10 protein-coding genes are annotated in these 12624 nt (G+C 43.5%); 3 read left to right on the top strand and 7 right to left on the bottom strand.

Going from position 1 to position 12624, the window contains the following annotated elements; all coding sequences use genetic code 11:
• Positions 1-811 precede the first annotated feature (811 nt).
• The 6 genes from XM38_RS12065 to XM38_RS12040 all read right to left on the bottom strand — a co-directional run bounded on the left by XM38_RS12065 (position 812) and on the right by XM38_RS12040 (position 7212).
• Positions 812-1696: a glycosyltransferase family 2 protein gene (locus tag XM38_RS12065; protein ID WP_080813300.1), complete on the bottom strand. Its 885-nt coding sequence runs from the start codon at positions 1694-1696 to the stop codon at positions 812-814.
• Positions 1697-1764: 68 nt separating this feature from the next.
• Entirely contained in the window at positions 1765-2592 is an 828-nt protein-coding gene (locus XM38_RS12060; RefSeq protein WP_137455091.1) for a hypothetical protein, read from the bottom strand.
• A 284-nt stretch (positions 2593-2876) separates the two neighbouring features.
• The gene (locus XM38_RS12055; protein WP_187329389.1) at positions 2877-3662 is read right to left on the bottom strand and encodes a sulfotransferase domain-containing protein; all 786 of its coding nucleotides are present in this window, start codon (positions 3660-3662) and stop codon (positions 2877-2879) included.
• 74 nt (positions 3663-3736) lie between these two features.
• On the bottom strand, positions 3737-5059 hold the full coding sequence (locus XM38_RS12050; RefSeq protein WP_225889301.1) for an ABC transporter ATP-binding protein: 1323 nt from the start codon (positions 5057-5059) through the stop codon (positions 3737-3739).
• Entirely contained in the window at positions 5059-5937 is an 879-nt protein-coding gene (locus XM38_RS12045) for an ABC transporter permease (protein WP_080813306.1), read from the bottom strand. The genes XM38_RS12050 and XM38_RS12045 overlap by 1 nt, the downstream gene beginning before the upstream one ends.
• 69 nt (positions 5938-6006) lie before the next feature.
• Positions 6007-7212 carry a glycosyltransferase gene (locus tag XM38_RS12040; protein WP_080814297.1) on the bottom strand — a complete coding sequence of 402 codons (1206 nt, stop codon included), beginning with the start codon at positions 7210-7212 and terminating at the stop codon, positions 6007-6009.
• 798 nt (positions 7213-8010) lie between these two features.
• Here XM38_RS12040 and XM38_RS12035 point away from each other — a divergent pair.
• From XM38_RS12035 to XM38_RS12025, 3 genes are all read left to right on the top strand, one after another.
• Complete coding sequence (locus tag XM38_RS12035; RefSeq protein WP_187329388.1) at positions 8011-8880, top strand: sulfotransferase domain-containing protein; 870 nt, start codon at positions 8011-8013, stop codon at positions 8878-8880.
• Between the two features lie 76 nt (positions 8881-8956).
• Positions 8957-10138, top strand: a complete 1182-nt coding sequence (locus XM38_RS12030) for a glycosyltransferase (protein WP_080814285.1) — start codon at positions 8957-8959, stop codon at positions 10136-10138.
• Between the two features lie 292 nt (positions 10139-10430).
• Positions 10431-11417, top strand: a complete 987-nt coding sequence (locus XM38_RS12025; protein WP_187329387.1) for an O-antigen ligase family protein — start codon at positions 10431-10433, stop codon at positions 11415-11417.
• Here the strand turns inward: XM38_RS12025 and XM38_RS12020 are convergent.
• On the bottom strand, positions 11414-12508 hold the full coding sequence (locus XM38_RS12020; protein ID WP_225889300.1) for a glycosyltransferase family 2 protein: 1095 nt from the start codon (positions 12506-12508) through the stop codon (positions 11414-11416). The two genes, XM38_RS12025 and XM38_RS12020, sit on opposite strands and share 4 nt — an antisense overlap.
• Between the last annotated feature and the right edge of the window lie 116 nt (positions 12509-12624).

Below are 12624 nucleotides of genomic sequence, written 5' to 3'. Positions count from 1 at the left end.
TTGCTTGCGATGTGTTTCCTTTAGGAGATCTGAATTTTTAACGCAAATGTAATTTAGAATATTCTGGTGAACACTAATCCGATTACCTCCGAAAAGATCTTCATATGAAACTTCTACAAATGATTGATTTGTCGATTCAAGCCTGTTTCTCACTGATCGAAAGAAATTGTTCCTCGAAATGATATATCTATCGAGATCATCTAAATCAACTCTGATCTTCGTTTGTTTATCTTTATGATTTGGCGATTTACTTTTTTTAAGATTAGAGTAAATCCCAGTTTTCTTAGCTAATATATACGATGTATAAGACCTAAAATAATTATTTCTTTTAAGGATAACTTTCTTAATTTTGTGGTTATTTATAACGAAATTTATAGCTTTCTTGTGTTGGTTTGGAAAAATCTTAAAACCGACACTGGAACAACCGAAATTATTTTCCCAGATCTTCCTAATGAACTTTTTAGAATATTGATCTCTCTCTTCAATTGTCCCAAGATTTAAATCGCCATCTCGATGATCCAAAGAGTAGTAGATCTCATCTCTATGAAAAACTTCGTGGTGACACAAAATGTCAGGATGTGAATTTAAGAGGCCACACAAATAGTTGCTTCCAGATCTAGGCATTGATAAGACTACAAAATTGGTTTTGCTGGTACTGTAATTATTATTATTATTAAGTACCCCGAAGATAGACATTGTGATCAGAAAAAGTAACTGCAACACTAGCTCGATTGGAAATAGATATATTTACATACTCCTGAAAGGCATTCGTTGGAGAGCTAAAATTGTTTGTATTTTATGTAATTGAATTTTATGGAGTAAGATCTCTTGTAAAACGAGATGCAATATCCCTCAACTTAAAAGAAGTTACTAATTTTTTATTGCTATTATATGACTTGCCAACCCTGATTTTTTCTAGCCTCTCTATCAGCTCATCAGGTATTGACTGATTTCTCTTTACATCAATTCCACAAAAGGTATTAGTAAGGAGATTTCTCTCACGATACTTGATGATTTCCTTTTGTAACTTGTATGCATGGTCACTGATTTCAGTGAATGGATGCCAAGCATGGTATAGCCTTAGAGTAGGATGCCACTTGATTTGTAGTCCAAGGTTTTTTAATCTTGTATAGATATCTAATCCATTAGCGTGAAATCCTGTCCCAAATGTAGGATGTTGCTCGTATCCGTTGATTTTCAGGAGCCATTCTTTTCTAACGGAAAGGCAACCCCCATAGTTAGTTGGATTTGTTAGAATGCAAACTTGCTTTAAATGCTCTAGAGTAATGGGCTCTTGATGTAATTCTTTTGGCTCGTTTAGCCTATAGATATACATTGCCAGCTCGTTATTTTTTCTATGTTCGGAAAGAATTTCCTCTAGAAAATTGTTTTCTACAACTAAGTCTGCATCTGGAATTACGATTACATCACCGATACTTTCTGAAATCCCAGCATTAAAACAATAGGAAGAATGGTATTCTCCTTCTCTGCCTAAAGTGAGAATTCTAAAATTTGGAAATTTTTCAATCTCTCTCCTCAAATTTTTATCTACGTTGTTGTAATACTCTACCCAAATTAATTCATAACTCTCAGAAGGAAGAGATTGATCTCCAAAGTACTTTATTGCAGAGAAGTTTTCTCGAAAAGAACCATCTATCATTACTACACTAATTTTAGGATTGAGATTATGGTCCATGGTTTTACCTTCAATTTAAATGCCTGATAATAAGCAAAATGTTTAAGAGCCTTGCTTGACTGAGATATTTATGTTGCCGCCTTTTGCGGTATTTCTATCCCCAAGTAATTAGCCTTTTCAATGTATTCTTTCAATCTCTTCTCGCAATAGTCTAAACTAGAGCTAATTCCTATCTCTTTCTTTCTAATTTCTCTATTATTAATTTTTTTATTATATATTTTATAAGTTTCTTGTGTAGGTGTTATTTTCATGGCCTTAAACATTCTATTTATATTTGAAAAATCGTTTAAATCCTCAAGTTTGATCTCATATGTCCTTGCTGAAGGATAATCCTTCTGAAACTTTTCTGCTCTTGCTTCTATATCTAAAAGATATGCAATGCATAGATCATATTGATCTAGTTCACTATCTAAACCAATACAGGGAAGTACAGCCGTTATAGAGTTGGGGCTAGACATCCATTCAGACCAAACTTTATTGCGCTCCGAGAAATAACCAAGTTCTATGAAACTCTTCAGAACTCTCACCAAGTTTCTTCTTAGAATAATAATTTCCACTTTCTCAGAAAATTCATCCATTACGACATCAAAGAATGTTTTAATAAACATGTGATTTGTTTCACAGTAAATCTTCTTACTTTTTGGCATGCTTTTAATAGCTTGCTTTATAGCATCGACTTTTACTCTTCTAGATTGATAAGATTCAGAAAAGGGATAATTATTTACCATTTCAAGATATCCACCAATCATAGGAGGCTCAGCCTCATGCTGACTAAATACTTCTTTTGTTGTTCCTAAGAGACTTGAAAGGTAGTTTGAACCAGATCTTCCAGAGTTAATGCAGAATAATAGATTAAACTCTTTTCTGCTTCTAAAAAAAGACGTTATATTGATCATGATTTTAATTTTCTCTTGTTTTTTATATGGAATTATAAAGTAGTAAAAAATATAATTCCAAATTTTTTGCCTCAGATATCATTTATTTATTGTGCACATTTCATCCATTGAGGTGACTAATTAGATTTGACTTTTGCATCTGAATAGGTATTTAAAGGTAATACATTTTTACAACAAACCAACTGTTCTTCTGTCCCTATAGCTAGATCTCATCTATTTTTTTAGTCTCATGGTTTAGCTTATTTTTTATTTATCTAATGAACTTTTCAAAAGTTTATTAGAGACTAATCTGTATAGCCAAGTGCTTCCATTGCAGGTCTAAATTTTGACAGTAATTTTCTCTCTGATTCTTGATTAAAATACGATTTCCATTCATCTACTTGCCCACTTCTTACAAATCGCTTATGAGGATTACCATTGCTTAATGCCTTAGATTTCTCCCAATCCATAGACTCTAATTGTCTCATCTTATTAAAGGAACTAGCAGTAATAGTTCTCTGACATAGTTCTTGGTTAATCTTGAGTCCTAAAAAGTCAGCTACTTTAGTTAACTCTTTTTCTGTTTCATCTTTGAGATCTTCATACTTTAAGCATATGAAATCAGTATTATTATTCTTTGTTCCGCTCATCCATCCAAGAACATGACTATCCCAAGAGCCAAAATAGCTCATATAATTTCCTTTAATAAAATTTTCTACAAATTCTTCGAATGGATATTGATCAGGAATTTTGAAAAATTTTATTAAGTGGTGATATAAAGATACTGAAACACTTCTTGGATCTCTAACTATGTAAATAACCCTTTTATAGGTCGGATTATATAGATTATGGCTTTTGATAATTCTTGGCCTCTCAATAACATTAACGCTGATTTCTTCAATTGAATTTTTATGAATGTCTGGCACGCATTCATCTATATTCAGGAATGTTACTTCCTTATTAGGCTGAACTAGGTTGGCAATTAAAAATCTAACCCAGGTGTTACCACTCTTAGGGTATGAAACTAGAAATATGTCGTCTTCTCTGAAGAATCCTGATTTTTCATCTTTCTGCTTTGAATTGTCTTTCATTTTAGGATTAATATGCTTTCTCATTTTAGACATCAAAAAAACTACAGGTAGAAAGAAATTTGTTTCGATTTATTCTAATCGACTCGTGTACTCTTCCACTTCCTAGGCTGATAGAAAAGACAATCCGTCATGATAATATTTGCCTTAACTATAATCTGTATTGATTCAACAAGGTCAACAATATATAGTCCTGACTCTTTTATCAAGAGAGTAAAATTGTATATTCCAGGCTTTAACCCTAAATAAGGCAACTCGATGGTTATACAGTGAGATCCTGGTTCAATCTGAAAAGAATTCCCATCATTAAAGCTGTTTAGCAACAATGTTGGCTCTCCTTCCCCGCCTATCTCTTGGATTTTGATAAATAGGTTTACATCTTCAAATGTTTTATCCGAAGTAATTAGTGTTTCTATCTTTAAGAAGTTTCCGGTTAATATTTCAGAAATCTCATTCCCATTTTCATCTTTAAATGCAATTTCATTAATCTTGATTCCAGAGTTTTCTATTAACTGTTTTTTCATAGAATCAAACTTGAAAATTTTCTTTGTGGTTTCTTGACTATTTATTTCGAAGAGATCTTGTTCATAAATTTGCATAACATCTTGAGAATTTCCCTGTTTAATTAGCTTGCCATACTTTAGAAAAATTGAGAGTTCACAAGTGTTTAATATCAACTGAGTAATATGACTAACAAGAATAAAAGAAGTTCCATTATGGCGTAGTTCTCGAAGCTTTTTATGACACTTCGACCTGAATCTGATGTCTCCAACTGCGAGAACTTCATCTATCAAAAGAATGTCCGGCTTAGTATGAATCGCACACGAAAATCCTAATCTTGCCTGCATTCCAGAACTGTAGGTTTGAACAGGCGCATCAATTGCCTCTCCAATTTCTGCGAATTCTACGACCTCATCGAATCGTTCATCAATTTCCTCTTTCGACAGACCCAGAATGGACATATTGGCATAGATGTTTTCTCTGCCAGTCAACACTGCATTAAATCCTGCTCCTAGAGCAATAAGCGGAGCCACACGACCTTTAATCTCTACATTGCCTGTATCAGGCTTAATCAGTCCAGCAATAATCCTCAGTAGGGTAGACTTGCCACTGCCGTTTTTACCAACCAGCCCTAATGCCTCTCCTCGACGCAGTTGGAAACTAATATCCTTTAATGCCCAAAATTCTTTCTTGCGTAACTGCTCACTCTGTTTGCGTAGTCCAACCATCTCCCCTACAATATCTTGCATTCCATACATCAGAGAGAGCTTGAGATCTCTGCAGAATTTCTTAGAAACATTATTTACAGAAAGCACTACATCATCACTGGCTGTAACGTGTCCATTTAAATCCGTCTCCTTGAGGTTGTTGGCTGAGTAGAGGGATAAATCAGACATCATTAAGAACTCATCCTTTCAATAACGTAGGGCATGGCTAAGCGATAAAACATCCATGCCAGGAGAAGACCTAAGAAAGCGACGCCACTAGCCATCCAGAAACCTTGAGGATTAGACAATATTCCTACTGTAGAAAGTTCCCGAGTCGTCACCAGTAATGGGCTAACTGGATTGAGATTTATCAGCAGCGAAAGTTTCCCTCCTTGAGGAGGAGGATATACCACTGGAGTTAATAGCATCCAGAAACTAAGAATGAAGGTCAACCCTTTTGTGACATCTTTATAGAGAGCACCAATCGGGGCTAGGACAGTGCCGATAGTCGTACCTAGCATAATTAGGTGAAGTAAAGCCACAGGAGCCAATACAATACTCCATGTCACAGGCATACGGAACCAGATAAATAGTCCGATAATAAAAATCAGTTTAATTAAAAAGTTAAAGAATACTTGCCCTACGGCAGAAAGTACTAATGCTTCCCGAGGAAAATTGATCTTTGCCAGCATCATCTTGGCATTGGTTACCTGTTGAACAGGTAAGCTAATCGCTTCTGAAAATGTTTGCCATAGACTTGTGCTAAACATCACATAAGCAGGGTAAGGTATATCAGTTTCTCCAATATTAACAATGCCATTACCCTTGGCAAACATGAAGCCAACTGCAGTGATTACAGGTGGAATAAAAGCCCAAGCAAAGCCTAGCAAAGACTGTCGGTACTGTGCTTTAATATCTCGAATTAGCAGTTGCCAAGCTAACTCTCGGGAGGCCAGAATATCCCGGCGCAGTAACTGCAACATTTGCGTTGGATGTCGGAGCTGGCTCTGAGAAGAGTAAAAGGCTCTTGCAGTTTGTCTTTTAGAGGGTTTTATGCGTAACTTTTTCATTGAATGTTTCTTAGTAGTGATCTACTGATATATTCATTAGGGCTTTCTCTAAGACTCATGAATTTTGGATTACTTCAGCTCCCTGTGAAACAGAGCCGCTAACTTCGCCCCTTCAGTGGCACTACTATGGCGCTGCGCCACGCGTTCAGCACCGCGTCGCCCCATTTCCTCTAGTTCTGCTACGGGTGTCGCCAAGGCCGACTTCATCGCCGCCACCAAGGGTTCCAGGGCTCCCGCTGGCGCCAACCAGCCACAGATATCCGGTTCCACCAACTCCGGAATCCCGGCTACATAGGTGCTAATCACTGGTCGCCCCAAAGCCAGGGCCTCCATCAGCGACACCGGCAAGCCCTCGGCAAAACTGGGCAGCACCATCACCTGAGCCTCTAACAGATGCCGCAGCACCTCATCACCACTGGCCCAGCCGGTGATCGTGATCTGCTCCGCCAGGCCATAGCGCTCAATCATGGCTTCGATGGGGGCTCTCAGGGGGCCATCCCCCACCAACACCAAGCGAAAATGTCTGCCCTGGCTAGCTAGCTTCGCTGCTGCCTCTATCAGCAGCAAATGCCCCTTCTGCTCACAGAGGCGCCCCACACAGACAAAGCTAGGAGCCAGGGGGAGCGGCAACGGGGCCTGTTGCAAGAACAGCTCATCCACCCCGCAGCGCACCACCTGAATCTTGTCCCACAGGTCATGGCTACACCAGCGACAGAGCTGGCTGCGGCCAAAGTCACTGACGGCCACCACAAAGGCAGCCCGTTCAATCTTCTGGGGCAGGGCAATGGCCTGCACCTTATCAAACTCTTCGGGGCCATGAACCGTAAAGCTATAGGACGGCCCCCCCAACTCCTGCACCAGCATCGCCACCGTGGTGGAGTTAGTGCCGAAGTGGGCATGGATATGGGCCACCCCATCCCGGCGACACCACTGCAGCAACACACAGGCTTCGGCCAGGTAAATCAAATGAATCAACCGGCCCCGCTCGGAACAGTGGCCTATGGCCAAGGCCAACCTCAAGGCGACACCAAAGCGCCAGGGCCGAGTCAGCCCTATCCACAGCCAGGTTAGCAATAGCCCCAAGGGGCCGACATCTAAGACAAATTGGGTCTGGACTAACTCTCGCAGGTCGGCCTCATCTACCAATTCCGTTGCTAAAGAGCGAATGGCATAGCGGTGCACGGTTAAACCACTGGCGGCTACCGCCTCGATTTCCCGGCGGATAAAGCTATGGCTGACTTTGGGATATTGATTGACTAAGTAGGCGATTGTCATGGTGTCCATCCCGAATGATGAGCAAGGTAGACGCGGACCCGACTGCAACCGCTGCTTTACCCCCAAGACGTCATCAGTCTCTTATGGTTTCGCAAGGGCATGATCAGAAACAGTCGTAGTCCTACTGGCTAAGTGCCGCAATGGCAATCTCAATGCTGGGATAAATGTAGTGAGTTTGATGCTGGCGATGAGATCCATCGACGGTCATCCTAAGAATTTAAGGATAGTTCTTTCCGTTCATTCAGTGTTTTCAGCATCGATCAGGAGAATTTACAACTGTCAGGGTAAAATCGCTCTTGCTGCTTATCTATGAGGCTCTAAGCCCTCAACGAAATTCAGTCAAAAGTGTGCTGGTATACAACTTCAAGATGGTCACACCCCTGCCTAGTGGGATTTCATATCGCTCCGACGCGGTCATTCAGGTTAAGGTTCCGACACTCCTCTCCCATATTCATAAGAATACTGACTAGACGTTTTCTCTAGCACATCTGCAGCGCAGCCATCAGCAGCCCGTATATTACAGGATTATCGCTGGTCCCTCTCGGAACTTAGGCTCAAATATCCGTGTCTTTAACACTGTCTGTCTAGATATAAAGCTGCTATAAAGTGCCGCCCGCAATGGAATAAAGATCGTCAAAATTATTTTGGCAAGTTAGCTGACCATCCATCCTGATGCATTTATATCAAGATGAATAATACCAATAGACTATTTATCCCATTACTCCATCATCTGCCTCATCTCCAATTTCCTTGGGAGCTATTCGTAGCTACAACCAGTCTATGGGCGTTCTGACTACTATGACACCTGACTTTCTATTTATCGGTGCCTCCAAGTGCGCCACCACCACAATTACGGCTCTCTTAAATCAACATCCTGATATTTTCACTCCTCCCCATGAAGTGAGTTTCTTTGCCCGAGATGATCTTTATGCGAAGGGCATAGATTGGTACCGTTCTCTGTTTACAGCGGCCCAGCTGGGTCAGATCAAGGGAGAAAACAGCAATATTTACACGATGCAGGAGATTTATCCCCAGGCAGTTGAACGCATTCGGGCCTATTCCACTGACTTAAAGCTAATCTACTGTGTCCGAGATCCATTCACCCGCATCGAATCTTACTGGCTAGAAATTCGCTCCCATGGCGGCGAGGTCGTGCACCATGACTTTAATACGGCTATTAAACTGAATCGCGATTGGCTAATCGATGCCTCTAACTACTGGCAGCAAATCAATGCCTATCGCCCTTACTTTTCCAATGAGCAAATTCTAATCATCTTCTTTGAAGACTTTAAGACAAATCCGCATAGGGTATTGCGCACCTGTTTTGAATTTCTCGGAGTCGATCCGGAGATATCCATTGACACCACACTGCAGATGAACCCCTCTGCCACCAAGACCATGCCGTCTCCGGTTTTATCCAAGCTGCGGGCTAATCCGTTATATCGCGCCAGTGTGCAGGTCTTGCCCAGGGATTTGCGTGATCCATTGAAGAAACGCCTGTTCTTTAAGCCAGTCAGTGAACGTCCCCAATGGCAACCAGAAACCCAGCAATGGGTCTTAGAGCAATTGGCTGACGATACCCAGGCTCTCTTGAACTATTGCGGTAAGCCTCTAGATTACTGGTCATCGTTCTCTCAGCCTGCCTATTCCCCAATCCAGCACCTTTAAGCGCTAGTTCCTCAGGGAATTCTAAGCAGCTGAGTCATCTCACCCACGTGTTTGTCGTGATTACTAGTCATTGATTATGGAACCTAGGCGCTTAATGATTGTGCTGTACGGAGGCGATTATCGAGAGGCCTACTGTCGCATGGTTGCCGGGGATGGTGAAATCTATCATGGCCATCGCTATGCAATTCAATCCATCGCCCAGATGGCCGAGTCTCTCGAAGAAGCCGCCGTCCTCTGCTGCCGATCTGCAGAAGCCTATGACGAAATCCTAGATATTGGGTTTCGGGTCATCGGCACCGGGTTTATTCCCGAGGACAATATGCCTAAGCTCCTGCAGATCATCGAAGCCTTTAGACCCACCCACTTGGTGGTCAGATCTCCGATGCCCCAGGTGCTAGAGTGGGCCATTCGCCACCGGATAGAGACCATTACCCTGCTAGCAGACTCGTTTTTGGGGCGTGGGGTCCAACCCTGGCTGCGCCATCGTCGCCTAGCTCGGGCATTAAATCACTCCCAAATTGCCTGGGTGGGCAACCATGGCCGTAATGCCTGCCGCTCCCTGCAAGCCATCGGGGTGAAGCCCGAGAAAATTGTCCCCTGGGATTGGCCTCATACTCTTTCCCCAAAAGACTTCCCAGCTAAGCAGGGGCCTCAGGGTAGAGATGGTCAACTGCTCTATGTGGGTACGGTTTCCCAGGCTAAGGGAGTTGGGGATTTGATCGAGGCAGTGGCGCTGCTAAAGCAGCAACATGTCCCTGTACACCTGAAAATCGCCGGGGACGGTAACCTAGAGGCGTTTACCCAACGGGTCGCCCAACAGCAACTACAGGATCAGGTCACCTTCCTAGGGCGCATCCCCCACAGCTCGATCGTGCCGCTGATGCGTGAGTCAGATGTAGTGGCGGTGCCCAGCCGTCATTGTTATCCAGAGGGATTTCCGCTGACCCTCTATGAGGCCCTCTGTGCCAGAACTCCCATTGTCGCCTCGGACCATCCCATGTTTAGGGGGTATTTAGAGCATGGGGAGACCGCGATGATCTTTCCTCAAAAAGACAGCAAGGCTTTAGCCAACTGCATTCATAAATTGCTGTCTTACCATGAGCTCTATCAAAAGCTTTCCTTGAACTCTTATGATGTCTGGAAACGGCTGCAAATTCCCGTCAAGTGGGCCGAGTTTATTGAGCGGTGGCTCACCCCCTCAGAGGTGAACCAGGCATGGCTACGGGCTCACAGCCTTACAGTAAACCAAGACCACTAAACCAGTGTCTATGCGCATCTCCCCTTCCTTTGAACGAGCCTTCTCTATATTCAGTCTCCTCTTCTTCACCAACGGGCTGTCAGTTTTTTTGCCGTCTATAGGCATGACGCTGCTGAGGTATTCGATCTTAATGATCACCTTAGGGCTACTGGCTAAACGCCTGCATCTTACTCTTTGTGCCCTGAAACGCAGTAGGGTACTCGCTCTATTAATATTTTTGGTGATTGCGTCGTTAGCTTGGGCTGCTTATCCAGCGCAAACATTCGACAATCTCAGGGGTGAGTTTATCCCCATGTCAGCCTTTGGCATCTATTTCGGGTCGCGATTCACGATTAAGCAGCAGTTGCGATTAATCGTTGTGGTATTAGGAATCGGTGCCCTTTTAAGTCTATTTGCGGTGATCGCCATGCCTGGAGTCGGGATCAAGCTAGGGGGAGTTCATGCCGGATCTTGGAAGGGAATCTATGGCCACAAGAATACCTTCTCAGCCTATATGACCCTGACGCTAGTGGCCTTTTTCTGTTTGCTCAGCAAGAATAAGAATCCCCAGGAGAGTTTATTGGCTAGAGCCGGGCTACTGCTGTCTATTGCCATGATTATTCTATCGACCTCTAAGTCGGGGTTAATTATTTTTATAGTTGCGCTCGTCTCTTTATCCCTCTATAAAAAGTTTATTTGGAAAGGCAAACCAACGCTACTGCTCTTAGATCTGACAGTGCTTACTTTGGGCTCTATAGTTACTGTCATTGCGAGTAACTGGGCACCGTTAATTACTAGTCTCGGCAGGGATCCAACCTTATCGGGTAGGACCTTAATTTGGGGGGGCGTCATCCAAAAGATTATGGAGCAACCTATTTTAGGCTATGGGCAGATGGGGTTTTGGGCACCAGACGCTACTGAACGAGTCGAAATTGGTCTCAGACTAGGGCGGGGCTACTTGCCACCTCACTCCCATAATGGCTTTCTAGACATGACCCTATTCGTGGGTTTCGTCGGGTTATCTCTATTTCTGGTTTCTCTGGTTAAGACCTACTGGCATGCCTTAAAAACTGCCTACAAGGGCAGTAAGCCAGAGGATTTCTGGCCTCTGGGATTATTAAGTCTATTGTTGCTCTATAACATGACTGAGAGTCTGCTGACGTTTCTGCTAAATATCTTCTGGGTATTGTATTGCGCTACCGTTATCTCCACGAATTTATATCAGCGCCGCTCACCAGAGAAACAGTTATCAAAGCATAGCCTCCCTCGATCACTGACGCTGAGTAAGCCAAACTATTAATTCCCTCTGCTGGTGCGTTTCCATTCGCGCTCTGGACTGGTCAGAAACCGCAAATAAATGGGGAGCTTCCACAACAAATAAACCGGTAGTTTCACCATGTCCCAGAGGTTTAGATCCTCCTGTCCATATCTCAACCAGGCAACGGTTAATGCAACCGTGAAAACGAGGATGTTAGCTGAGCCGACGGCCAGTGCCCAGATCGTGTGGTGCACCCAGGCTAGCCCCATGGCCAGTCCCCATGGGGCTACTAGCATGAGGGCCAACAGCGTCAAGGGAGGTATGGCTAGTTCCACAGCAAGTATGAGTAGATCAAACCGCCCCTGGGTGAAGGCTGCTTTCAGCAATACGGGAAGATAACTGGCAATTACCTGTAAATGACCGTGTTCCCAGCGGGTTCGTTGCTGGCTGGCTACTTCCTGCTGGCTCGGTAAGCGTCCCAGCACCTTAGCCTGGGGGCACAGCAGGGGTGGGTGATGTGCGATCGCAAGGTCGATCCCAATCTTCATATCCTCCACAATGGAGTTGGTGGCCAGATCAATGCTACGGATAGCCTTCCAGGGAAACGCCATGCCTGTACCAGTCAACAGACATGGCTGCCCTAAGCCATACAATCCCAAGGGTCTGACCAGGTTTTTAACCTTAAATGCAAAGGCCGAAACCGCGCTTTTCAAGTTGGGGGCCGACGGTGTTTCCATCAGATAGATTGCCTGAGCCGGCCTTTGAGTCCCATGGGCTTGAGCCACTAGGCCTGCGATGCTGCCTGGACTCATATGACAATCCGCATCAATGCAAATAACCACATCAGGCGGATTATCCAATAAATATCCTATGCCAAACTCGAAGGCATAGCCTTTGCCGCGTTTCAGCGTATCTACTCGCTCAATGACAACGGTTCCCAAATCCCTAGCCATTTGAGCCGTCTTATCCGTACAGTTATCGGCAACCACCACCAGTTGATCTTTCTGACCGAGTTGGGGTTGAACTGTCTGAATAGTCGTCTCGATACAGGCTTCCTCATCATGGGCCGGAATCAAGACGGCTACCGATAAAGCATGATTAGGAGCTTGGCTAGTAGATAATGACTGAGGCACGCATGTAGCCGCTATCACCTCAATTGCTAGCATCAGCACCGGAATACTGAGAACCAGGAATATTCCGATGAGCAAGGCATCCAATACCTGTAAATAGATCACAACATTCCACCAAA

This window comes from Halomicronema hongdechloris C2206 (assembly GCF_002075285.3).
Lineage (GTDB): Bacteria > Cyanobacteriota > Cyanobacteriia > Phormidesmidales > Phormidesmidaceae > Halomicronema_B > Halomicronema_B hongdechloris.
The sequence above is the reverse complement of the archived record's forward strand: the minus strand, read 5'-3'. Positions and strand labels throughout refer to the sequence as shown.

What these genes read in the sequence shown, in the direction of transcription:
- XM38_RS12065 (WP_080813300.1), bottom strand. Translation starts at nt 1,696, where the DNA reads ATGGACCATAATCTCAATCCTAAAATTAGTGTAGTAATGATAGATGGT.
- XM38_RS12060 (WP_137455091.1), bottom strand. Translation starts at nt 2,592, where the DNA reads ATGATCAATATAACGTCTTTTTTTAGAAGCAGAAAAGAGTTTAATCTA.
- XM38_RS12055 (WP_187329389.1), bottom strand. Translation starts at nt 3,662, where the DNA reads ATGAAAGACAATTCAAAGCAGAAAGATGAAAAATCAGGATTCTTCAGA.
- XM38_RS12050 (WP_225889301.1), bottom strand. Translation starts at nt 5,059, where the DNA reads ATGATGTCTGATTTATCCCTCTACTCAGCCAACAACCTCAAGGAGACG.
- XM38_RS12045 (WP_080813306.1), bottom strand. Translation starts at nt 5,937, where the DNA reads ATGAAAAAGTTACGCATAAAACCCTCTAAAAGACAAACTGCAAGAGCC.
- XM38_RS12040 (WP_080814297.1), bottom strand. Translation starts at nt 7,212, where the DNA reads ATGACAATCGCCTACTTAGTCAATCAATATCCCAAAGTCAGCCATAGC.
- XM38_RS12035 (WP_187329388.1), top strand. Translation starts at nt 8,011, where the DNA reads ATGACACCTGACTTTCTATTTATCGGTGCCTCCAAGTGCGCCACCACC.
- XM38_RS12030 (WP_080814285.1), top strand. Translation starts at nt 8,957, where the DNA reads ATGGAACCTAGGCGCTTAATGATTGTGCTGTACGGAGGCGATTATCGA.
- XM38_RS12025 (WP_187329387.1), top strand. Translation starts at nt 10,431, where the DNA reads ATGTCAGCCTTTGGCATCTATTTCGGGTCGCGATTCACGATTAAGCAG.